A 25099-nucleotide genomic window follows, 5' to 3' on the forward strand; every position below is an offset into this window, starting at 1 on the left:
TGTACATCATAAACTTTTATAAGAATCGATATTTCTTTTAACGAGGTGAAAGCACAAGAATATTGTATATGAACTAGAGTATGTTTACATAGAATAGAAAAAAAGAGGCTGGGTGCAACCCAACCTCTAACAAATTCAAAATATTTAATTATCTATTTTTAATTAAGGGTAGCAATAGGAGCAGTTGATCCTCCTTTGCTTACAGATCCATTTGTTCCTGTACTGTTACCTCTTAGTAATAGTATACCTGCTACATGTGGTGATGCCATAGATGTACCAGAGATTCTATTAAATTGACCGTTTAACCAAGTAGACCATACTGCGGTACCTGGAGCCCAACGATCTACACTTCTTCCAAAGTTTGAAGTACCTGCGGCTGCACCTGAACGAGTCATGTTACCAACACACCAAGAGTTACCCGTACGTAATCTTTGTGGTGAGTAAAATTGGGTGTCATCATTGCTATTTCCTGCTGCCATAGCTCCAATCGCTCTTGCTTCAAGATTTCTAAAGGCATTATCAATGGCCTGAGAAGTAGCTCTATTACGGAATCCTACACTATAGTTCCAGGTATCTCCATTTCTTGCATTATTTGCTACATAGTCTACCCCAGCAAGAATACCAGCGGTACCACCACTTCCTGCAGCATTTAGTACTCTAACAGAAATTACAGTAGCCCCAAAAGCCACACCTACAACTCCAGAGCCATTATTTTTTGCAGCAACTGTTCCTGCTACGTGAGTTCCATGTCCATTTTGATCTTGCCATGACCCACCTACAAAACTTCTGCTTCTGCCAGTATCAATAGTTAGATCACTATGTGGTGCTATACCACTATCGATAATCCAGCAGGTTCTACCACTACCGTTAGCTCTTCCTACTCTTTCTATACCCCAGGGTAAAAAATCTCCATTTGGAAGTTGAGAATCCTTAGTAGCATTTTTACCTTGTACTGTCGCAGGGAGCGTGCTTACAGGTTTTCCCATATCTACATCCAACTTATGAATATAATTAGGTTCTATATAAGCTACTTCAGGATCATTTTTAAGCATGTCTGCTTGTTTTTGAGATAGATTTTTAACAGCAAACCCTTGAATAGCATTAGTATAAGTTTGCTTTATATTATCCTCTGCTATCGCATATTTTGATAGCGTTTGCATGGATTTAGCTTTCATACCAGCACTTTTACCTAATAGAGACTCATCCTCTTTGTAAATTATAATATACTCTCCAGGTATTGCTTGATCTGCTCCTATATTGTCAGTAGTTTCTATTCCTGTTTCTATCTCAGTAATCTCATTTTCATCTTTTTCACAACTATAAAAGAGAAAAGAAAAGACCGTTATAGCACTTAAAATTTTTAGTTGAGTTTTCATTATTTTTCAAATTTTGTGTTAAAGTTTAATTTTAGTTTTAAATTAAAATGTTGAGCTCTCATTAAAATTTGTCGTTCAAAAGTAGAGATTAATTCTTACAAAAAAATACGGTAAAAACGTAACAAACAGCTGGTTTCTAGGGAGTTATTTGCTTATAGATAAGTCAAAGTATATCTTAATTTTCAATAATGCAACATTGTTGCGTTATTGAGGATCAAGGAGTTGAACAGAAAAGAAAGACATCTAAAAGGAATAAAATTTAAGAAGGAAATTGACACAAAAAACCAAAAGTAATACAATCGAAGTTAACTGTATTTAACAGTTAATTAACTTTAGTTTAATATAATAACTAGCATTATTCAGAATAAATCCTTAATAATTCTATAAATAAATCAATGTGTAATTAAAATTTAGCAATAGATGCTTTTTAATAAAAAGGGGTATTGCTCAATATCGAACAATACCCCTTTCTTTGGTTTGAGAAGATGATGTTTTTCTAAAAATTCAATATTTTAAAGGGTTTTATCCATAAACCCTTGTCTTTGTTTCCGAACAACTTTAAAAATAAAATATTCTCACCAGTTAGATTCATTGTTGTTTGAAAACCTTAATACTTTTTTGTACTCCATTTTGTTCTATATGTAAAACATAAAAACCATTAAGTAACTTATGGGTGTCGATAGTAATAATGTCTTTATCTATTACATTTTTAGTTCGTTGGGTACGTCCATTTGTGCCAATAAGCTGTATAGAACGAACTGCTTTTTTAGACGTAATCCCTTTAATAGTTAGTTTATCGTTAAAAGGAATAGGAAATACTTTTATTCCATCAAAATCACTAAGATCTACAGCTGGAGGAGGAGTATTTAAAATCTCTTTACTAGCAAATCTGCCAGCATTTTGTGACGGAGTGTATCTTACTGTAAATTCTGCAACCGATGCCCATCTTTTGTCATCAACTTCAGAGAGTGCTCTAAAATAAATATAGCGACATCTGAAAGTGTCAAATTCTACAGTTTGTTTAAGTGTAGATTTTTGAAATGTTCCTGTTGATAACTGTTGCCAACTATTACCATCCCAACCAAATATAATATAGTCTTTTACCATTCCAGTTGTACCAGTCTGTCTTCCTTGATAAGAAAATCCGACTAAATCTCTTTGTTGACCGAGATCGATAGCTATAAAATGTGGATGTGAAGTATTATCATCATACCAGTTACTATGCCAATATGTACTAGGATCTCCATCGGCAGCTTTTTCTTTTGAATGATCTGCATTGCTAATTTCCTCGCTATTGGTGTCATAAACAGTGCAACCTTCGCAATTATCGATGACATCCGGGGGAGTTACGATATCCTCTATAATTGCTTGAATAGTATTAGAATAACTTGAATAACTATCACTGTCATATGCTCTAACTCTATAAGTGTACGTGCCGTTTGATAAACCTTTGTCTGTATACGTTTGAATACCTGTCCCAACAAAGTCTATTCTTTCATAAGCATTTCCATCACTTCTTTCAATTGTAAAACCATTTTCATTGGTCGAATTATCTTTCCACGTCAATGTGACATCTTTTTCACTGACCTGTATACTCAGGTCAGTAGGTGGATTTATTTCTTCACTATTTTCATCATAAAGGTCAGATTCCCAAATTCCTCTACCATACGTTGCAACACGAATTTTTCGTGTAGGGTAGTGGATTTCTAAATCTGTAGTTTGTACTCCGGGCAAATTGGTTGAAAACGGAACCCAGGAACTAAGATTATCATTAGTATAATACACTCCAGATTGCATACCTACATATAACCCATTGGCTGCGGTGTCATCAAAAACCAGACATTGAGCAGAAATGTTGGGGAGATTTCCTTTAATATTGGTCCATGTACTTCCTGCATCTATTGATAGGTAAACTCTTGACCCAGTAGCAGCAAGAGCTACTCGTTCAGGATTATTAGGGTCAACAGTAATAAAATTAACATCACCTCTAAAATTGCTTATTTCGGTCCAGGTTGGGTTGTTGCGTTGTCCATTTTTGGTTCTCCATACCCGACCTTTTTGAGCTATGTATATATAGTTGTTATCCGAAGCGGCTATTGCCATTTCATCAAGATTACCACCAACATTTATACTGCTTGTTAAATTCCTCCAGCTACCTCTACTACCACCATTGTTGCTTCGGTACAAATCTCTATATCCAACGTAAATATTGTTGTTATTAATAGGATCCATCATAAAAGGTGTTACCCATTCTCCACTGAAATTCCCAGGTTTACTAATGTTTCCTATACTATTTCCACCATCTGTACTTTTATATAAAGAACCAAACTGAGTGGTTCCATACACGATATTTCTATTTTTATGATCTATAAAACATTCCATACCATCGGCACCTAGCCATTCTTTAAATTGTCGGTTTGCTCCTCTCATAATATTGGTTCCATTATCTTGAGCTCCTCCTACTATCATATTGGCATCTGTAGCAGCGCCGCCAATACGATAATACTGTCTTACTGCTAATCCTCCTTGTGTTAAATCGGTTGTATTAGCTCCACGATCTCTACTTCTAAAAATACCTCCATCTGTACCTATGTATATATTGCCGTTTATATATTGTAAAACTTCTATATCTGCATGTACATAGGATCGGTCATTGGGTTCATTCCAAGCGGCTAGTGTTGTAAAACTTAACCCGCCATCTAATGATCTTGAATAGTTCATTCCTCCTAAATGTACTTCATTAGCATTAGTATCTGATACAGCAATGGCCATATCACGAGATGCCTGTGTAAAATATACCTGGTTTGTAGATACACTGTTATAATTTGCACGAGTACTAAAACTTGATCCACCGTCTATTGATCTATATAAATATCCAAAACTACTTTGTCTTTTTTGAACTAAGTACACAATATCTGGATTTGCAGGAGTTACAGCCATTTTCATTCGCTCAGTTCTGGAGATCCCACTAGTGATACGACTAAAAGAACGACCTCCGTTAGTCGATCGATAAAAACTATTTCCGCAAACATAAACCACATTAGTATTCCCTGGCTTGAATTCAATATCCTCGGCTCTGGAATTTAATACTGAACTAAAAGAATTCCCTGAATTAACCGATCTGTATAATGCTTCTGTAGTACCCACAAATATGAGAGTGCTGTTTGGATGAATGAGAATTCTTCTTGGAGTACCACTTACTCTGTAAACTTCTGACCATGAATCTCCTCCATTTGTTGATTTCATAATCTGACCAGCAGAGTTTCCTAAATATACAATACTACTATTATTTGGATCGATGGCTATAGCCCAAATGGACATATTGGTCATTCGGTCACCAAGAGGTTTCCAACTTTGACCCGCATTTATAGATTTCCAGATGCCACCTCCTGGAGATCCAGCGTATATTATTTTTTGATTTGTAGGTTCTACAGCTATGGCCGTAATCCTTCCTAGTCCTGGAGACCAACTTCTTGTGCGGGTCCAGTTAAAAGGACCTAATTCTGCCCAGTTACTGCTTCTTTGTACATTTCTTGCCGCTTGACTATTGTTTTGATTCCATGATTTCAAAAATCTATCATATTCATTCACAACTTGACGATCACTTATTACACGACCGTTAGCATCAGCATTTCGTTTGGCCCAGTATAAGTTTCTCATATACAATTTATAGCCACTTCCTTTACCTTTTTTATTTTTTTTGTAGTATTTGGTTCCTAAGCGTTCTAGTTTTTTTATGCTGAGGTTATTTTCGTTTTGCATCATTTGAAATAATTCTTGAGCAGAACCTGTATAATTCATTGGGTTGATTAACAAGAAAAGAACCAGAAGTAATCTCCATTGAAGTAGAGATAATTTTTTGAGTTGTGTCATTGGTTTTGTTTTTAGAATTGATTAAAAGGGTATGTGTTTTTATTACATACCCTCACTAAAAATTGATTATAAGAGTTTATTTGATATGAATCTTTTTGGTGAGTGTTGCATCACCGCTAATTATCTGTACAAAGTAAATACCGCTATTGAATGACTGAATATTAAGAGTTTCTTTTATATTTCCGATTGGAGAAGTTTGATTGATAGTTTTAGATACAATATTCCTACCCTGTATATTCTTAACAGTAATGATCGTATTTTTACTATGTACATTCTCAATTTCAAAAGTGATAAAATCTTTAGCCGGATTAGGATAAACTAAGATATTAGAATCTTTTACTGCCTGCGAAGTTGAAACTATGGGTACGGATGCAGGGGTGCCTGCACAAGTTGCTATTTCAATCCAATTAGCTCCGTTCCATTCAAAAACTTTCCCTTCAAATACAACCTGATCACCCACGCGATAATTTACACCTTCTGTCCAGGGATCTACACTAGAACATGGATCAAGGGTGTTGCTATCACAATCTACGTATTCCCAATCGTTATTTTCTGTCCTTATCCATACATTACCATTATATATTACAACATCTCCAGGTGAATAGATTGTGTTTTCGGTCCATTGCACGGCTACAGAACATGGATCCGAGCTACATTTCCCTAAATCGTTCCAACCGTTATTTGCTGTTCTCTCAAATAGCCTACCTTGGTAGGTTACTTTATTTCCAGCTACATAGGTTACATTACCAGACCATTCATTAATACCTACGCAGCTTACTTCATCACCTCCTCCTCCTGAACCTTCACAAGTATCTACACAACTCGCTCTGCTGATTGCTCTTCGAATTACATTTCTGGGCTGAGATCCAAAACCTTTTCTTAGGTTTGTTCCCACACTCGTTAAGTGGCAATAACTCATGATTGTTCCTCCATCCGAAGGAATTCCTGGGCGCCCGCAACCTCCTTGGGTATTGTAACAACCATCAATTGCGGTATTATTACCATTCCATACACAAGAATGCGTATGATTTGACCCAAAATTATGTCCTAACTCATGCGCGATTGTAGAGATATTCCAGGAATATCTTGGAACATCTTGATAACTGCGGTTTATGCCCGATAAACCATATTTATATGAACCACAAAGAGCATCTACCCAAGCTACTCCCCCAGAGTAATTATAAGTCACAAAATGGGCAAGGTCACCGTTAAAACCATATCGATTTCTGTAATTTCTAAAGCCATCTAAATCATTAAATGGAGTGGACGATGTCCAAACCTTAATGCCAGAAAGCTTTATTTTTATGTCATCATTAGCATACAATATAGCTACTTGATTAAACATAGCCTGTACAAAGTTACTGGCTGCCTGACTTCCTCCTTTATCTCTTACCACATCATTGCCAATGTCAAAAAATATTTCGGGACATTTAACTTGATTTGCTGCTGGAGTTTGTTTTGAAAAATCGTTTTTTTGGATTTCTTCAGTATGTGTATCTACAGTTTGACAAACAAAATCGTTAAGATGACTGATATCTTTATCTTCATATAGGATATGGTGATTACTATTGTCTAGTTTACCAAGTACCAGATTACCACTTTTTCCATCAAGACTAATTATTCCTGATACTTGATCATCTTGGATGGTAATGGCAGCAATTGAATTAGGACTGTTTTTTACGATTCCACTATAATGTGCGATATTCATATTGGGTTGAATAACTTTTCCAGAAGGCATTTCTACAATTGAAAAGTCATCTGTAGCAATTTCCACTTTTACTAATTCTAAAAGCATTGATGATTTTTTTCCAGGTAAAGAAAGATTCATTGCCTCTGGAGGGGATGATTCAAAACTTTTCATAGCAGAAGAGCTCAGTGATAAAATTGAAAAATCTTTAAATTCTTTTGGAATAGAGGCATTAGATTTTTCATTCTTTAGAAGAAACAAAGAGACTTCTTTAAAAAAATTTCCTGAGTGTTTTGCCGCTGCAATTTGTTGTTTTGGTTGAATGCTCTGGGATTGAGCAAAAAAAGATGTTGTCATCAATAAAATGACGAGAAATGTAAAAATACGTTTCATAAGTTTAGGTTTTAAGATTTAATACTGTATTTATGTTAAGTTGTTGAATTTAAAAATCATGTATTTTTTCATTGTATCACAGGGGTAATCTTGTGAATAGAGAACCTGATTTGAAAAAATAATAATACAAACACAAAATCATCAATAAAAGACATTATACCATTTTTGGTCAGTGTTTTAGGATGAAAAAGTGTACAACAATTTCTTAAAGTACTTTATGATATTTAATCTGAAATTTGGTTACAATTCAGATGATAGTACTTCTATTTGTATTCAAGAATTCAGAAAACTACAGAATCAATCCGTAGAATTGAGAAAGAATCTAGAAGAGGGTTGGGGTGATTTTTCATTTTAAGAGGTTTTGGGTTAGTTAGAAAGATGGTTATGTAATTTTTACGTTAAATTGGTTAACCAAAATTACACTTTTTTAATTTAATTAGAATATCATAAAGTTAAATATTTTTTTAAATTGTTTTTGTAATTAATTGTCATATAAATAGAGAAACTAGTCTTTTAGAATAATCGTAATTGTCCATTTTTATACTCTTCATGCATGTGACAATTTAAATGCACTTTTTGTGTCTCTGGAAAGTATTTTTTTCTTGCTAAAGAGAATAGTTGATGAATCTGATCAGCGATATTTCCAGACCCTTTCATTCTTCTACCAAATTCACTGTCATTTAAATTGCCTTCGTGACACTCCTTAATTTGATGAAGAATTTTGTCTTTACGATCTGGGAGAGTATTTTCTAACCAGGTGGTAAAAAGTTGCCCAATTGCACCATTAAGTCTTACAATAGTATATCCAACACTTTTTGCTCCTCGCTCAGAAATCTCCTTTGCGAGTGGTAATATTTCATGACTATTAATGGATGGAATTATTGGTGCCATCATTACATTTGTTGGAATTCCAGATGTGTTTAAGAGTTCCAGAGTTTCTAATCGTTTCTTAATACTGGCTGTTCTGGGTTCCAAAATTCTTCGGGTTTCTTCTTTTAAGGAAGTGATAGATAGAAATACAGATACAAGATTGTGTCTTGCTAATTCTGTTAAAATATCCAAGTCTCTTTGGATCAATGCGTTTTTGGTTATGATACCAACAGGATGTCTGTATTTTAAAAAAACTTCAAGTAATTTTCGTGTTATCTTAAGCTTCTTCTCGATGGGTTGATAACAATCTGTGTTTCCCGAAAGTGAGATAGGGTATGCTTTCCATGTTGAACTTTTAAGTTTTTTCTCAAGCAATTCGGGAGCATTTTTCTTTACCAAAATTTTACTTTCAAATTCTAAACCAGCTCCATAACCCCAATATTCATGAGAATTTCTTGCATAACAATATACACAACCATGTTCACAACCTTGATAAGGATTTAAAGAGTACATCATACCCACATCTGGACTGGTTACTTTGTTTACAATAGTTTTTGGAAAAGTTTCAATAAAAGTAGTCTGTGGTTTATCTATTATTTCTCCTTGTGCAAGACAATAATTAAGAAAGTCATCTCTTGTTTCATGATGATTTTTAAGAAATCTATTGTTGATTTTTTCCTGGGCACCTCTGCCTTTTATATGTTTTTTAGGTTTCATGAGTGTAGTTTTTTTACGGTTTAAAAGTAAAACTTTTGTTGGAATATTTCCTAGTAAAAATGGAAATATTCCAACAAAAGAGAGTAATTTTGTATAAGTGGTTTTTAATAAAAGAATAAAGTCAGTTTTAGGTTAAAAAGAAAAAGTGGTCAGTGATGAAAAACAAGAATTATGAATATGATGTTGCGCTTTCTTTTGCTGGAGAGAATAGGGCATATGTCGAAGAGGTAGCTAATAGCTTAAAAATAAGAGGAATTAAGGTCTTTTATGATCTGTTTGAAGAAACAAACCTATGGGGTAAAAATCTTTATGAATATTTATCAGAGATTTATCAAAATAGAGCAAAATATACGGTGTTGTTTATTTCAGGGTTTTATAATCAAAAACTATGGACAAATCATGAAAGAGTTTCGATGCAGGCAAGAGCATTTCAGGAAAGTAGAGAGTATATTCTTCCGGCAAGATTTGATGATACAGAGATTCCGGGAATTTTAAAAACAGTGGGGTATATAAACCTTACAGATAGAACTCCAGATGAGTTTGCTGGTTTGATCGAAAAGAAAATAAAGAAAGACCAAACGTTTTTAAAAAGTAGATGGTCCAAAATTTCTACTTTGATTAATCCAAAACCCTACATATTTACGATCAAAATAGAAAGCGAAAGTGGAGAACTCATTAAAAATGCAAAGATCGTATTAGTAGCTAATAATTTGACATACCTCGAAGGATTTACTGATGAAAAAGGACTTGCGCATTTTATTATTCGAACGCGTAAATTGTATACTGCGCTTATCGCACATCCCGAATATCCAGGTGTTATGTTTAAGGATTTAAACCCTAAAGAAGATATATTAATCACAATCGAAAAAACAAAAGGATCAGGGTCTACAATTCTTAATAAGTCAGGAGAAATCCCTTTAATTTCGGGAAGAATTAAACCTGTAGTAAAATCAAATAAAGTATTGTCATTATATGCTGATAATATTGCGATCGAAGGAGGGGTACATCAACCGTATGACTTTGAGTTAAATAAATCTATATGCCTAGAAGATAATGGTGGAAATATCATACATTTAACCTTCAGATTCTTTCAAGGAAGGATCGCTTTAGTAGATTATTGTAAACACAAATCATAGTAATTATGCAAAGAGTAATCATATTTTTAAGCTTAGTGTTGTTTCTGGCATGCAAAGAACAGTCCAAGGAAACGGCCAAAGCACCAGTTGTTGAGACTACAACAGAAGAACTTCAAAAACCTGGAGATAGTTTTGGAATTGTTATTCATGGGGGAGCAGGAACGATCTTGAAAAAGAATATGACACCCGAAAAAGAATTGGCATATAAAACTAAGTTAGAAGAAGCAATAAAAGTGGGGCATACGATTCTAAAAAATGGAGGAACAAGCCTAGAAGCTGTAGAAAAAACAATAAATATTCTAGAGAATTCTCCTCTTTTTAATGCCGGTAAAGGTGCTGTTTTTAATAGTGAAGGAGTTAATGAATTGGATGCTTCAATTATGGATGGAAGTACCCTAAATGCAGGTGCAGTAGCTGGAGTAAAGACAGTTAAGAATCCTATAAATCTAGCTCGGGAAGTTATGATTAACTCCCCGCATGTATTACTTTCAGGAAGCGGAGCAGAGTTATTTGCTAAAGAAAGAAATATTGAAATGGTAGATCCAGCATACTTTTTTACAGAAGATCGTATGAAATCTTTAGAAAGAGTAAAAGAAAAGGAAAAAGCAAAGGAAGCCAATACCACAACAGCTTTTTACGACCCTTATATCAAAGACTCAAAATTTGGAACTGTGGGATGTGTGGCATTAGATAAAAACGGAAATTTAGCTGCCGGAACTTCAACTGGCGGGATGACCAATAAAAAATGGAATCGTATAGGTGATTCTCCAATTATAGGAGCTGGAACATATGCAAATAATGCCACTTGCGCTGTATCAAGTACAGGATGGGGAGAATATTTTATTCGCGCGATGGTTGCTCACGATATTTCTGCTTTAATGGAATATAAAGAGCTTTCCCTTCAAGAAGCAGCTCAAATAGTAATACAAAAAAAACTTAAAAACCTGGGAGGCACTGGAGGAATTGTAGCCATAGATAATAAAGGTAATATTGCTATGGAATTTAATACTGCAGGAATGTATCGCGCTACTATGAATGCTGCCGGTGAACTTACTTTAGGAATCTATAAACAATAATAACATAGATTATACATTAGAAAGATAAAAAACCCCTCTGTTAAGAGGGGTTTTTGTTTTTTTAGAAATAAGTATTTTTAACAAATAAAAAAAACACTATTTTCAGGGGGTAGTACTACCAAAAATCATTTTACTTTTATCAAACTATTGTAGTATTTTCTAAATGATAAATAAAAACAATATTTGGGGATGGTGTTTTTGTTTTTTAGAAATGTTTGTAGTGAAGTGGAGGGGAAACCACATAGAATGTACAAGAACTAATTCAAAATAAAAAGTAAAACATGGATTATCAAAAACATTTTGATGCTTCTTATGAGAAGCGCAATTCTTTCTGGAAAGAAATAGGAAATCTGGAAAGCGATGTATTGTCTCATTTAATAAATCCAAGTTTTATGGGAGGGCCTACCTGGCCTTCATTAAGACAGTCGTTTATAAAAATAGATACTCCTGGATCAACATTTTTGGCAACCGATGGATTAAGTGATCCATATAGTGATTACGATACCAATGAAAAAAATCAAGCATATAATGGATTAGGTTTTGAATTGTATGTAGAAACAGAAAACCTGGAAAATCTAGATACGGTCAAAAATTCGTGGCAGTTTGATATGCTATACCAAGCAGGCTTATTAGCAGCAGATAATGGAAATTTAATCAATCTGTTTCAACAGTATACATACTTGTCTACAGAATTATATAATATAAAAGTACCAGATAATTTTGTTAATGAAGATGGTCGTGTAGGGGTTCTTATGGGATTACAAAGTGATCGAATTCCTAAACAAATAGAGTTAAGTATTGAACCAATCCTTTTAGTAAATGTAAAACTAATCACCCCGGATGAAGTAAAATATATTACAGACCATGGTACAAATGGAAGAAATGAAATAGTAGAAAAGATAATGCAACAAGGTAATGCTACATTCTCTTCCTTGGATCGAAAATCGGTACTATTATAATATGAAAAGATAGATTATGATTAAAACCTTAATCTCTGTATGAATCATTTGTGTATTTGGCAAGGTAACAGCTCAAAAGAAAATAGATGTAAGAGAAATGTAAGTTATTAGATTCTTCATCCTGAGAAGGAGGAGATAGTCTTATTATTCTCGAATATGGATAAAATCTAAACGAATATAAATTAGATCGTTGATCTAATTAAAAAAGAATATATTTTTAAATATTGATAGGTACTAAAATTCATAACAAGGGATATACAATAAGATAATATTGGATAGAATTAAATTTATACTACCTTTAATCAGCTAAACATCAACTATATGAAATCATTACGAATTCTTTATATGCTACTTTTTGTAGCATTAGTATTTTCTTGTAAGAAAAAAGACGCTCAAGCTATAGCTGAAGCAAATGCATCTGAGCTAAATAAATATCAGGACTATATTTCAGATGTATCTTCTGGAGTTATTTCGGTATTAGATAATGTGTATGTTGTATTACAAACTCCGGTAGAAGGATGGAGTGATAATCAGGAATTACCAAAGGATTTATTATCAGTATCCCCAAAAGTTAATGGAAGAATAATTGCAGTAAACAACCGTACAATTTCATTTCAACCCGATGAAAGTTTTGATGAAGATACTGCATATACATTTACATTAGATTTAGAAGAGTTAGTAGAGGATTTTGAAGATGATTTAGACGAAGAATTTGTATTCACCGTAAAAACATTAAAACAGCAATTCTCTGTAATCACTGATAATTTACAATCTTATAGTAAAGATTGGCAATATATTGATGGTACAATTACTTCTAGTGATCAAATGAAGTTTGACACTGCTAAGCAATTGGTCACTGCTATGCAAAAAGGTAAGGAAGTCGCTGTAAAATTTAGTGAATCAATAGATAAAAGTCGTCAGTTTAGTTTTAGAATTGATAGTATTCAGCGTTTTGAAGATGACTCTGAGGTAGAAATTAAATGGTCAGGAGACTCATTTAATATAGAGACCGAAGGCTCAGCAACGTTATCAATACCTGGAAAGAATAATTTCTCGGTGATTAGCATTTCTGTAGCAAATGTGGATAATCAATACGTAGAGATTAATTTTTCTGACCCACTTAAGAAAAATCAAAATTTTAATGGACTGGTTACTATATCAGGGGCTAAAAATCTAAAATATACTGTAAACGGAAATGTTCTAAAAGTATACCCAAAAATTGAACTTAAAGGAATATTAGAAGTTACTGTTTTTGAAGGAATTCGAAGTACAGATAATTATAAACTTAAAAATAAGTATACAGAAAATGTATCTTTCCAACAACCAAATCCAGAGATAAGATTATTACAAAGTGGAGTGATTTTACCAACTTCTGATAACCTCAAGTTTAATTTTGAAGCTATAAATCTTCGTGCTGTTGAAGTGCAGGTAGTTAAAGTATTTGAAAATAATATGCTTCAGTTTTTACAAAACAATAACCTTGATGGATCTAGTAATTTGAGAAGTGTTGCAAGACCAGTCGCCAAGAAATTGATTAATCTTAAAGAAAACCCTTCGTTAAACCTTAGTAAATGGAATGCGTTTGCGATTGATTTAAAAGAACTCATTTCTCCAGACCCTGGAGCAATTTATAGGGTAGAACTTAATTACCGTAAAGCGTATTCACTATACAAGTGCGAAGGAGAAGGAGCAGACGATACACCAATTAAAGATTTAACCAATAATTATGATGAAGAAGAAGAAACAAGTTTTTGGGATAGTTCTCAATACTATTATGATGATTATTATGATTATAGTTGGGAAGAAAGAGAGAACCCATGTAGCACTTCTTACTTTAGGGATAAAAAAATAAGTGCGAACATATTAGCTTCCAATTTAGGAGTTGTGGTGAAGAAAGGATTAAATCAATCCTATGCGATTACTGTTAATGATATCGTAACCACGAGTCCGGTTTCTAATGCCAAAGTAGTTTTCTATAATTACCAGCAACAAGAAATAGGATCGGCTACAACCGATGCAGAAGGAATGACAGGGTTTGATGCTGATCGCCCGGCATATTTTGCTATTGTAACATCAGGGAAACAACAAACCTATGTAAAATTAAATGACGGTAATGCACTATCAGTAAGTAAATTTGATGTTTCTGGAGTACGACTTCAAAAAGGAATTAAAGGATTTATTTATGGAGAACGAGGTGTTTGGCGCCCGGGAGATACATTATTTTTATCTTTTATGCTTAATGATAATGCAAATAAGCTTCCAAAAGGACACCCTGTAAAGTTCGAATTGAGAGACCCCTACGGAAAAGTAACACATCAGGAAACAAAGACAAACGAAACCAATAATTTCTATAAATTTATAGTCAATACTTCTGATGAAGCCCCTACAGGGAACTGGCAGGCAAAAGTCAAGGTTGGTGGAGCCAGCTTTAGTAAAATACTTAAGATAGAGACCATAAAACCAAATCGTCTTAAGATCAAAACTACATTCGATGATGAAGTATTGGTGGCTGATAAGAATATTAAAGGAAATCTAGAAGTGCTATGGTTGCATGGTGCGATTGCAAAGAATTTACAGACTGATATTAATGTAAGATTTAATCCTGCGCAAACCAAATTTAAAACCTTCCCGGGCTATGTTTTTGATGACCCAACACGAAGGTTTGGTACAGAAGAACAAGAAGTGTTTCAAGGAAAAATTTCTGGAGAAGGAAAAGCTTCCTTTAACCTTACCCCTAAACTTGAAAATAAGGCAGCAGGGATGTTAAAAGCTTCTTTTATTACTAAAGTTTATGAAAATGGAGGAGATTTTAGTACCGATGTTATCAGCAAAGACTTCTCTCCTTATAGCACGTATATTGGAGTAAATACACCTAAAGGAGATAAAGCTCGTGGGATGTTACTCACCGATACACAACATAATTTTGAGGTGGTTTCAGTAGATGAAAAAGGAAATCCTAAAGCAGTAAAAGATCTTGAGGTTTTTATCTATAAAGTCGATTGGAGATGGTGGTGGGATTCTTCAGAAGATAATTTGTCTTCGTATAACAGAGGTTCATATCATAATGAAGTATTCAAAACAAAAGTTACAACCAGTAATAGTGGTAAAGCGAATTTCAAATTTGAATTAAAATATCCAGAATGGGGGAGATACCTAGTAAGGGTTGTAGATCCAAATGGAGGTCATGCTACAGGAAAAATAATGTATATTGATTGGCCAGATTGGGCAGGGAAGTCAAGAAAAAATGACCCATCAGCAGCAACTATGCTTTTGTTTTCTACAGATAAAAACACCTATAATGTTGGTGAGAAAGCAATAGTAACATTTCCATCAAGTGAGGGTGGTAGAGCATTGGTAACTGTAGAAAATGGCACAGAAGTATTATCTTCTCAATGGGTGATTCCTCAAAAAACAGAAACCAAGTTCGAAATTCCAATCGAAGAATTACATACGCCTAATGTGTATATTCATATTACGTTATTACAACCGCATGCCACAACTGCCAATGATTTACCAATACGATTATATGGCGTAGTGCCGATCTCTGTCGAAAATCCAAATACCAAGGTAAAACCTAAGCTAACTATGCCAGATGTGCTTAGGCCAGAAGAGACAATTACACTCAAAGTTGGAGAAAATAATGGTAAAGCGATGACCTATTCTATTGCAATTGTAGATGAAGGGTTATTGGATCTAACAAGGTTTAAAACTCCAAATCCATGGACTAGTTTTTATGCACGTGAAGCGCTGGGTGTAAAAACATGGGATGTATACGATGATGTAATTGGGGCCTATGGCGGAAGTATTAATCAAGTATTTAGTATTGGTGGTGACGCCGAAGCAGGAGGAAGTAAATCTAAAAAAGCAAATCGATTTAAACCAATGGTTGTATTCGAAGGGCCTTTTGAATTAAAGAAAGGAGAAACTCGTGCGCATAAAATCAAAATCCCTAAATATATAGGATCCGTGCGTACAATGATTGTAGCTTCAGATGCAGATAATGCAGCGTATGGTAGTGCTGATAAAACTACTCCGGTTCGAAAACCATTGATGGTATTAACTTCAATTCCTCGAAAAATTACTCCAGGTGAAAAAGTGACAATTCCGGTTACTGTTTTTGCAATGGAAAAGAAAGTGAAAAATGTAAACGTTACTTTAAAACCAAATAAAGGGTTTAAAGTAATTGGCGAGACACAACAGAAATTATCATTTCCACAACCCGATGAGAAAATGGCATACTTTGATATCGAAGTATTAGAAGGAGCTTCGATTACAGATATTGAGGTGGTAGCCAGTGGAGGTGGAGAAAAAGCTTCATATAAGGTGCCAATTAATATTGTGAATCCAAATCCGATGACAACAGAGGTAACCTCAATTGTTCTGGAACCAAATAGTGAACAAGAAGTTAGTTTTGCTGCGTTTGGAATTGAAGGGAGTAATAGTGCGACCATAGAACTATCATCATTACCACCAATGAATTTTGAAAGTAGATTGAGCTATCTTATTCGGTATCCACATGGATGTGTAGAGCAAACTACTTCTGCAGCATTTCCACAATTATATTTGGGAGAAGTATTTAATTTATCCTCAGAAAAGAAGCAGAAAATCCAAAAAAATATAGAAGCAGCTATTTATAGATTGAAACGTTTTATTCAACCTGGTGGTGGGATGTCGTATTGGCCTGGCTATAGTAATCCTAATGATTGGGGAACAACCTACGCAGGGCACTTCTTATTAGAAGCAAATAAGCAAGGATATGTCTTACCTATTGGTTTCAAAAGCAATTGGATTAATTATCAACAGCAACAGGCTAAACGATGGAGAAGTGGTAACAATGATTTGGCACAAGCCTATAGATTATATACACTTGCTCTTGCAGGGAGTCCAGATCTGTCTTCTATGAATAGGTTAAGAGAAACATCGGGATTGTCTAATGATGCCAAATTAAGATTAGCAGCGGGATATGGATTGATAGGTCAGTCGAATGCTGCAATTCAATTATTGAATTCTGCTAATATCGATTTCCAACCAAGAAAGAATAACCATCATACTTATGGTTCTACAAATCGTAATCGAGCGATGGCTTTAGAGACGCTAGTAACATTAGATCAAAAAGCCAAAGCACAGAAAGTGGCAGTAGAATTAGCCAAAGAGTTGTCTTCCAAAAATTGGATGAGTACACAAACAACTTCATATGCATTAATGGGAATGGCAAAATATGCAAAATATGTAGGAGGAAAAGGTGTGAATGTAAATTATATTCTTAATGGTAGATCAATTACTGCTAATACAGGTAAAACATTAGCAACTTCTGGAGAAGTTGGCATTTTAAAGGATAATAAATTAGTACTTAAAAACAATAAAGACAATACTATTTTTGTACAATTAGCTACAAGTGGGATTTTGCCTGTTGGAGAAGAGAAAGTACTTGAGAGTAACTTTAAAGCAATTGTAGATTATAAAACCAAGGACGGAAACATCATTAACCCAATATTACTGACCCAGGGAACCGATTTTGTTGCAGAGGTAACAATTACAAATACAACAGGTTCTAAGGTGAAGGATATTGCATTAACCGAAATTTTTCCATCTGGATGGGAAGTAGTAAATACTCGTTTTACCGATTTTGGATCGTTTAAAGCAAATGCTGTTACACATACAGACATTCGTGATGATCGGGTGAATTTCTATTTTGATTTAAAGCCAAAAGAAAGTAAAACAATGACTATCTTACTTAATGCATCATATTTAGGGAAATATTACCTGCCAGGCATTCAATGTGAAGCGATGTACGATAATGATTATGTTGTGCGAAGTAAAGGAAAATGGGTAGATGTTGTAAAATAGAAGCTTTAGTGGGGTACATGGTCTATGCTATGAGTGTTAATTCAACCATTTTAATGCTATAAGTTGGCAAAAATTAAACACATGCAAAAAAATAAATTAATACTAATTTTAGGATTAGCTCTTCTAATTTTAAGTTGTTCTAAAGGTAAGAAATTAGAATCCAAAGGATTTGCTGTTAGTGAGGTTGCAGAGGATGAAGAAGGAAAGCCTATAGATGGATTAAAAACAGATACATTAAAATTTGAAACCAGACCAAGAAATGTACTATTAACAGCTAATCCTAATCATAGATTGACTCCTGTTTATAAAGTAAATTATACTAAGAAAACAAAAAAGCCATTTACGGGATCAAATAGTTTTCATACCAATTGGAGTGAATATGGTGAAAGTAAAGGGAATCAATGGAATCACAATTATATGCCAGGATTTGAAGCCGTTTATGGGTATAATTTTGTTAATGTTTCTCATTATAATCATCAGACCAAAATAGAGAATAAGTTTTTTAAAAAACCTGTTTTAGTTAAAACGTTATATTACCCAGCATTTTCAAAAGACACTTTAAATGATGTGCCAATTACACGAAAATTCCATATGATTTCAGTATATGATGAGGATACAAATAAAGACGGATTTATAAATGTAAAAGATCTTAAGCGTTTTTATTATTTTGACATAAACGGAGAAAATAAAAAACCATTAGTTCCCAAGAATTTTTCGGTGATGAGTTCTGAATATGATCCTGCAAATGATTTCATGTATGTATTCGCAAAACTGGATCAAAATGAAAACGGAAAAATTGAAAATAATGAGGAAACTCAAATCTTTTGGATTGATTTAAATACCCCAGAAGAAAAAGGAGTACAGTATCAAAATAAATAAAAACAATAATAAATTAAAATCAATGAAATTGGTAAAAAAGACAACACAAGTTTTGGCTGCAATGTTTATGCTTGTTATGGTATCATCTTGTAATTCGACTGCAGAAAAAATAGAGGACGAACAGTTAAGTAGCTTTATGCTTGGAGGGATTTATTTTTTTAATGGATACGGTGGAATTGATGAGGTGAAGGAAATGATGAGTTCTGCAGGGTATACAAGTAATGAAGAATTGGTAAGTGGTTACAAAGAGATTTTAGAATTTCCGTTTGAATCATCACAAGCATCAGGAATCAAGAGTATGTTTAGAAATATGTGGGAGATTACAAATAAAGCTACTTTGCTTGAAACTTTGGAAGATTTGAAAACAAGAGAGTATAAATACAAATCATGGGATTATGCAAGAATTGTAAACAATGCTTGTATGGGGTACGCTGCAAATTATTTAACAAAAGATGAGGTGCTTGAGATTATAAAAGAAATTCTTCCGTTGGCAAGAGAAAAATATAAAAATTGGGAAGCATACTTTACCGATTTTAATTTGGGTAGAGTAGATTGGAACCCGAAGGACGAAGAAGGAGAAGCGTTTGAATTTTTATCAAAAAACATAACCAAAGGAGAACAATCAATTTACATGATTTTACCCCTAAATTCTGATAAAGAATAAGATTCTTATGATATAATATTCTCGATTATAAAAGTTAGGATGAATTAGGATTGAGAATTAATATAAAAACAATCATAATATAAAAATGGACAACTACTGCACGATATATTCTCATGAATTATACTTTGATAACATCGTTCCAGAGATACAAAAGGTATTTCCAAAAGGAAAAGTATCAGTCTCAGAACAAGATGGGCAAAAAATCATATATGTATCTATTAAAGAAGGACTTTTTAAACCTAAAAAAGAATTTCAGATCTCGTATCGGGAAAGAGCACAACCTTCTTATCAAATCTCTGAAATAGATTCCCCATTAACGCAAAATTTATCAGGAATGTCTGGTTTTGTAAATTCTTTACCTAGTAGTAATGAAAAGGTTAAAGGGCTATTACTTCAAAAAATACAAACCCTAAATAGTGAATTTCCGATTTTATCGGAAGGAAATCTGGATGAAGAATTAAAAATATTGACCAAAAATATGTGTCAATCTTGTGATGGGATACTATTTATTCGACCTGATACCAATATTAGTAGATCAGAAACACAACATTTTTTGGATAAAGATTTAAACCTAATTTTAGATACTAATGGGAATTGTGATATAGATCATCTAGACGTAAATATAAATGCTGCTTATTTTGATGAAGAACAAACAAAGGTGACAGAAGATCAAAAAAACAGAAAATCTAAAAGTGAGTCTATTATAAACGAACGACAGATTAAATTAAACAGTAATCTGCCCTGTATAGCATCTGAGAATACTACAATTTTACGAACTCCAAAAGAGATCGCAGAACGAGTTGCCATACTAGCAACAACTAATATGGTTGCATTTAATAATATAACCGGAGAACAAGCTATCGATTATTTAAAAAACTATGATCTTCTGGAAAAAGTAACCGAAAAAGAGCTAAGTTTCTTAAATAACCCGACCGATGAAGCCAAAAGTTATGAAACCTGGAAATGCGAATGTATTTGGGTTCTGATGTGGGCATTAGAAATTGTAGAAGAAATTGGATTTCCTGATACTTTGGCGAGTTTGGATAATATTCCGTCAGAGCAATATCCTATTGGAGAAGGAAAAGACCCTAATATTTTTATTAACGGCATTAATTCCTCTAGAGGGAAAACAGAGATCCTAGATGCTAATGATTTATATTATAGATTAGATTGGACTTGTGTTGATGCCAGGGTCAATGGAATCGAACTAGATAATCTGCATCCGGGAGTTGTTTATGAAAGACATTATGCATTAAATTGGTTAATACAATACAGAAACCAGAATTGGGATGATGTTTCCTGTGATACATAGAAAACATAACCTTTGTAAAGAGTTCTACAAATTCTTGTTGATTTCATTTTGAAGAGACATTATTTTAACCAAACCATAAACCTAACGTATTGTTTTTTTTAGTACCATTGTCAAAACATCAAAAAGATAATGAATACCAAGTTTTATATACCTATACTCAGTCTTTTCTTTTTAGCAAGTATTTCTGCCTGTAAACAAGAACCTATTACGGTTAGTAAAGTTTCGACAAGGCAAAAAAAGATTGATTCTACAATAGCTACAGATAAAACGATAGATTCATTTATAAAGCCGTTTAGAAATCACCTCAATAAAACATTAGATTCTACCCTTTGTATTGCGACAATTACCTTTACCAAAAATGATGGAGGGTTAGAAAGTACTCTGGGTAATCTTATGGCTGATATTTCATTACAACGTGCACAGCCTATTTTTAAAGAAAGATATCATAAAGAAATCGATTTTGTGTTGTTCAATCATGGTGGTATGCGGGCACCTATACTTAAAGGAGCAGTAACCTCTAGGGCTGCTTTTGAGCTGATGCCTTTTGAAAATGAACTAGTAGCCGTAGAATTATCTTATGAGAAAGTAAAAGAATTAATTTCGTATCTGGCAGAAAAACAAAGGGCACATCCAATCTCGAATATACAATTAAGCATACTAAAAGATGCAAAAACAAGTAAAGAGGTAACGATTAATGGTCATCTTTTACAAGAAGGGAAAAATTATATTGTCCTTACTACAGATTATTTGCAGCAAGGAGGGGATAGTATGAATTTCTTTAAAGACCCAATCCAATTATATAAAATAGATTATAAACTCAGAAATGCTCTGATAGATTATTTTAAATCAGTAGATACATTGCAGGTAAAACTGGATAAAAGAATGCATTATGCAAAATAGAAGAAGATTTATACAGCAAATGGCTTCGGCAACAGCTTTTGCCAGTTTGGGAGGATTAAGTTTAGCATCTTGTAGCCAACCGATATCAAAAAAGATTACGGTACTGCATAGTAACGACGTACATAGTCAAATTGATCCACTACCAAATAACCACTCCAGATACCCTGGTTTAGGAGGATTTGCCAGAAGAGCTTCTGTAATAGAGCAGGTTCGAAAACAAAACCCCAATACGATCTTGTTAGATGCGGGAGATATATTTCAAGGAACTCCCTATTTTAATTATTATGGAGGAGAAATAGAATTTAAATTAATGTCTAAGTTAGACTATGATTTGGCTACTATTGGAAATCATGATTTTGATAACGGCATCGATGGATTTTTAAGCCAATTACCAAATGCTACTTTTGATTTTGTTTCTGCCAATTATGATTTTACAAATACGGTTTTAAATGATCTTGTAAAACCTTATAAGGTGCTGATTCGAGATGGAATTCGTATTGGAGTATTTGGATTAGGCGTTGAGCTGGAGGGGTTAGTTAATAAGAATTTATATAAAGAAACCGGATACCTTGACCCCATTGAAATAGCACAGGATATGTCCCGAATTTTAAAGGAAGAAGAACACTGCGACCTTATTATATGTCTTTCTCATATAGGATATGATTATAAACGTAATCCAAATAGAGTTTCAGATTTGCATTTGGCAAAAAAAACAAAAGACATAGACCTTATTATTGGTGGCCATACACATACACTATTACCTGAGCCTACAATCGTGGATAATGCCTTGGGAGAAAAAGTGTTAGTGAATCAATGTGGTATGGGTGGAGTATATATTGGGCAAATTGATTTTTATTTTGATAGTACGGGAGGCAAGACTTTTGAAGGAAAATCTATTGAAGTTTAATTCTTTTTGAAAGAAATTATAATAGATACGCAATGATACTAGAAGATTTTGTGATTTCTAAAGATTAAATTTAAAATCTAAACTGATATTGCTTCAAAAATTAAAAACCTATATAAAAAGACATCCAAAACGTTTCATTCTTCTGGGAGTAGTATTGGTATGGTATTATTTTTTATTACCTAAGCCTTTATTTGGCGATCCAACTGCAACAGTGATCGAAACCAGAAATGGAGAACTACTAGGAGCCAAGATTGCTAATGATGGGCAATGGCGTTTTCCCGAAACCGATAGTGTTCCCATAAAATTCGAAAAATGTATTATTGCTTTTGAAGACCAACAGTTTTACCTACACCTTGGGTTTAATCCTGTGGCCATGGTTGAGGCTATTGGCGAGAATATTAGAGCAGGTAGGGTTGTTCGCGGCGGAAGTACACTTACACAACAGGTAATTCGACTTGCTCGAAAAGGTAAGAGACGTACTTATTTTGAAAAGTTAAAAGAGTTAATATTGGCAACGCGTCTAGAATTAGGAACTTCTAAAGAAAATATTCTAAAACTATATGCTTCTCACGCTCCTTTCGGAGGAAATGTTGTGGGAATTGATATGGCGTCGTGGAGGTATTTTGGATTACCAGCACATCAATTATCATGGGCAGAAAGTGCAACATTGGCTGTTTTGCCTAATGCCCCTTCATTAATCTATCCCGGAAAAAATCAAATTCGTTTACAACAAAAGAGAAATCGATTATTACATACGCTATTGCAAGAAGGTACTATTGATTCTTTAACCTATGAGCTATCCATAAGCGAAGAATTACCTAAGAAACCATATTTTCTACCGCAAACCGCTAAACATTTATTAGAAAGACTAGCAAAAAAATATAATGGAGAACGAATCCAGACAACCATTGATCCAATACTGCAAAAACAAGTTAATCAGGTTATACAAAAACATTACGAAGTATTAAAACAAAATGAAGTACATAATATGGCTGTTTTGGTACTGGATGTTGATACTAGAGAAGTGTTGAGCTATGTGGGTAATACCTCTACAGATAAAGCCCATCAGAAAGACGTAGATATTATTCAGGCAGGGCGAAGTACAGGAAGTACATTAAAACCATTATTATACGCAGCTATGATGGATAAGGGTGAATTGTTACCAGAGCAACTGGTTTCAGACATACCTACTGTAATTTCTGGGTATAGCCCTAAGAATTTTGATGAAAGCTATAGCGGTGCCGCCCCAGCCAATAGAGCATTGGCACGGTCATTAAATATTCCTGCAGTTCGATTGTTACAACAATACGGATTGCAGCGATTCAGAGATGAAATGAATGCCTTTAAAATTAAGGATTTAAAGTATAGTGCAGATCACTATGGATTATCTCTTATTGTAGGTGGTGCCGAGGGTAACCTATGGGATTTATGTAAAACATATGCAGGTTTTGCTGGAACATTAAATCATTATCAGGATACTTCTAGTGAATATTTCACCAAAGAATTTACAGAACCAATCATCTTAGCAGAAAAGAAGGTTGACTTTGGAAAAAAAACACAACAAAAATCTGTATTTGGTGCCGGAAGTATCTGGTTAACTTTTGAGGCGATGAAAAAAGTAAATAGGCCAGAAGGAGATGAAGCATGGGAATTTTATGACTCCTCAAAAAAGATTGCCTGGAAAACAGGAACTAGTTTTGGTAATCGAGATGCTTGGGCGATAGGAAGTAGCAAAAAGTATGTTGTTGGTGTTTGGATTGGTAACGCCGACGGAGAAGGACGACCAGAATTAACAGGGCTAAATGCAGCTGCACCAGTGTTATTTGATGTGTATAATCTGCTACCCAATTCAAAGTGGTTTTTGACTCCGTATGATGATTTGGTTCAAGTAAAGGTTTGTTCTAAAAGTGGGTTTTTGGCAGGGAATAATTGCCCAACTAAAGAAATGTATGTGCCAATTTCGGGAGATCGAACGAATCCGTGTCCTTATCATCAATTAATTCATTTAGATGCAACTAGACAATACAGAGTAAATTCCTCTTGTGAACCCGTAGCTAATATGACTCATACACCCTGGTTTGTATTACCTCCCTTACAAGAGTACTTTTATAAGACTAATAATGCGGATTATAAATCATTACCATTGTATAGATCTGATTGTACAAAAGAGTCTCAGGACCGAATGGATTTTATTTTTCCAAAACCCAATAGTAGTGTGTATCTTCCCAAAGGTTTTGATGGTAAGACAAATGAGGTTGTGTTTAAAATTGCACATACTAATCCAGAAACTCAAGTATTCTGGTATATCGATGATCATTTTATTGGTGCCACAAAACAATTTCATGAAATGCCTGTATTCGCTAATCCAGGAATGCATATTATTACCGTTTTGGATGAAAAAGGAAATGAATTAAAAAGGAGCATAGAAATCAAGGAATAGTGTTTATCTGTAGTATTATAAATTATTGTTTTTTTCTTAATTAAATTAAAATTAGTACTAAAA

14 protein-coding genes are annotated in these 25099 nt (G+C 33.9%); 10 read left to right on the forward strand and 4 right to left on the reverse strand.

All coding sequences use genetic code 11. The annotated features are described in order from the left end of the window. Positions 1-158: 158 nt before the first annotated feature. The 4 genes from FOF46_RS17390 to FOF46_RS17405 form a co-directional block, all read right to left on the reverse strand. On the reverse strand, positions 159-1376 hold the full coding sequence (locus FOF46_RS17390) for a S8 family serine peptidase (RefSeq protein ID WP_143917338.1): 1218 nt from the start codon (positions 1374-1376) through the stop codon (positions 159-161). 588 nt (positions 1377-1964) lie between these two features. Continuing rightward, a complete protein-coding gene (locus FOF46_RS17395) occupies positions 1965-5249 on the reverse strand; it encodes a discoidin domain-containing protein (RefSeq protein ID WP_143917339.1) in 3285 nt (1094 codons plus the stop codon). Positions 5250-5325: 76 nt separating this feature from the next. Next, positions 5326-7329, reverse strand: a complete 2004-nt coding sequence (locus FOF46_RS17400) for a M12 family metallo-peptidase (RefSeq protein ID WP_143917340.1) — start codon at positions 7327-7329, stop codon at positions 5326-5328. Between the two features lie 513 nt (positions 7330-7842). After that, positions 7843-8916, reverse strand: coding sequence for a PA0069 family radical SAM protein (locus FOF46_RS17405; RefSeq protein WP_109437908.1), 1074 nt, complete (start codon positions 8914-8916; stop codon positions 7843-7845). A gap of 155 nt (positions 8917-9071) precedes the next feature. On the opposite strand from FOF46_RS17405, the gene FOF46_RS17410 reads away from it, so the two are divergent. From FOF46_RS17410 to pbpC, 10 genes are all read left to right on the forward strand, one after another. Then, positions 9072-10052, forward strand: coding sequence for a toll/interleukin-1 receptor domain-containing protein (locus tag FOF46_RS17410; protein ID WP_109437909.1), 981 nt, complete (start codon positions 9072-9074; stop codon positions 10050-10052). Between the two features lie 2 nt (positions 10053-10054). Then, positions 10055-11128 (forward strand): isoaspartyl peptidase/L-asparaginase family protein, encoded by a 1074-nt coding sequence (locus FOF46_RS17415; RefSeq protein ID WP_407933699.1) that lies wholly within the window; start codon positions 10055-10057, stop codon positions 11126-11128. A 281-nt stretch (positions 11129-11409) separates the two neighbouring features. Continuing rightward, on the forward strand, positions 11410-12087 hold the full coding sequence (locus FOF46_RS17420) for a suppressor of fused domain protein (RefSeq protein ID WP_109437911.1): 678 nt from the start codon (positions 11410-11412) through the stop codon (positions 12085-12087). A 321-nt stretch (positions 12088-12408) separates the two neighbouring features. Beyond that, positions 12409-17934 carry an alpha-2-macroglobulin family protein gene (locus tag FOF46_RS17425; RefSeq protein WP_143917342.1) on the forward strand — a complete coding sequence of 1842 codons (5526 nt, stop codon included), beginning with the start codon at positions 12409-12411 and terminating at the stop codon, positions 17932-17934. An 81-nt stretch (positions 17935-18015) separates the two neighbouring features. Beyond that, positions 18016-18813 carry an EF-hand domain-containing protein gene (locus FOF46_RS17430; protein WP_143917343.1) on the forward strand — a complete coding sequence of 266 codons (798 nt, stop codon included), beginning with the start codon at positions 18016-18018 and terminating at the stop codon, positions 18811-18813. A 22-nt stretch (positions 18814-18835) separates the two neighbouring features. Next, positions 18836-19477, forward strand: coding sequence for a DUF1266 domain-containing protein (locus tag FOF46_RS17435; RefSeq protein ID WP_109437914.1), 642 nt, complete (start codon positions 18836-18838; stop codon positions 19475-19477). Positions 19478-19562: 85 nt separating this feature from the next. Then, positions 19563-20789, forward strand: coding sequence for a DUF4272 domain-containing protein (locus tag FOF46_RS17440; protein WP_143917344.1), 1227 nt, complete (start codon positions 19563-19565; stop codon positions 20787-20789). A gap of 129 nt (positions 20790-20918) precedes the next feature. Further along, complete coding sequence (locus FOF46_RS17445) at positions 20919-21689, forward strand: 5'-nucleotidase C-terminal domain-containing protein (RefSeq protein WP_109437916.1); 771 nt, start codon at positions 20919-20921, stop codon at positions 21687-21689. After that, a complete protein-coding gene (locus FOF46_RS17450; RefSeq protein WP_109437917.1) occupies positions 21679-22596 on the forward strand; it encodes a bifunctional metallophosphatase/5'-nucleotidase in 918 nt (305 codons plus the stop codon). Before FOF46_RS17445 ends, FOF46_RS17450 begins: the two co-directional genes overlap by 11 nt. A gap of 88 nt (positions 22597-22684) precedes the next feature. After that, the gene (gene pbpC / locus FOF46_RS17455; RefSeq protein ID WP_143917345.1) at positions 22685-25036 is read left to right on the forward strand and encodes a penicillin-binding protein 1C; all 2352 of its coding nucleotides are present in this window, start codon (positions 22685-22687) and stop codon (positions 25034-25036) included. Positions 25037-25099 lie beyond the last annotated feature (63 nt).

This window comes from Aquimarina algiphila, from assembly GCF_007489275.1.
Lineage (GTDB): Bacteria > Bacteroidota > Bacteroidia > Flavobacteriales > Flavobacteriaceae > Aquimarina > Aquimarina algiphila.

Bases quoted from the DNA above. Each gene is read 5' to 3' on its own strand.
- FOF46_RS17390 (WP_143917338.1), bottom strand. From the start codon at position 1,376: ATGAAAACTCAACTAAAAATTTTAAGTGCTATAACGGTCTTTTCTTTT.
- FOF46_RS17395 (WP_143917339.1), bottom strand. From the start codon at position 5,249: ATGACACAACTCAAAAAATTATCTCTACTTCAATGGAGATTACTTCTG.
- FOF46_RS17400 (WP_143917340.1), bottom strand. From the start codon at position 7,329: ATGAAACGTATTTTTACATTTCTCGTCATTTTATTGATGACAACATCT.
- FOF46_RS17405 (WP_109437908.1), bottom strand. From the start codon at position 8,916: ATGAAACCTAAAAAACATATAAAAGGCAGAGGTGCCCAGGAAAAAATC.
- FOF46_RS17410 (WP_109437909.1), top strand. From the start codon at position 9,072: ATGAAAAACAAGAATTATGAATATGATGTTGCGCTTTCTTTTGCTGGA.
- FOF46_RS17420 (WP_109437911.1), top strand. From the start codon at position 11,410: ATGGATTATCAAAAACATTTTGATGCTTCTTATGAGAAGCGCAATTCT.
- FOF46_RS17425 (WP_143917342.1), top strand. From the start codon at position 12,409: ATGAAATCATTACGAATTCTTTATATGCTACTTTTTGTAGCATTAGTA.
- FOF46_RS17430 (WP_143917343.1), top strand. From the start codon at position 18,016: ATGCAAAAAAATAAATTAATACTAATTTTAGGATTAGCTCTTCTAATT.
- FOF46_RS17435 (WP_109437914.1), top strand. From the start codon at position 18,836: ATGAAATTGGTAAAAAAGACAACACAAGTTTTGGCTGCAATGTTTATG.
- FOF46_RS17440 (WP_143917344.1), top strand. From the start codon at position 19,563: ATGGACAACTACTGCACGATATATTCTCATGAATTATACTTTGATAAC.
- FOF46_RS17445 (WP_109437916.1), top strand. From the start codon at position 20,919: ATGAATACCAAGTTTTATATACCTATACTCAGTCTTTTCTTTTTAGCA.
- FOF46_RS17450 (WP_109437917.1), top strand. From the start codon at position 21,679: ATGCAAAATAGAAGAAGATTTATACAGCAAATGGCTTCGGCAACAGCT.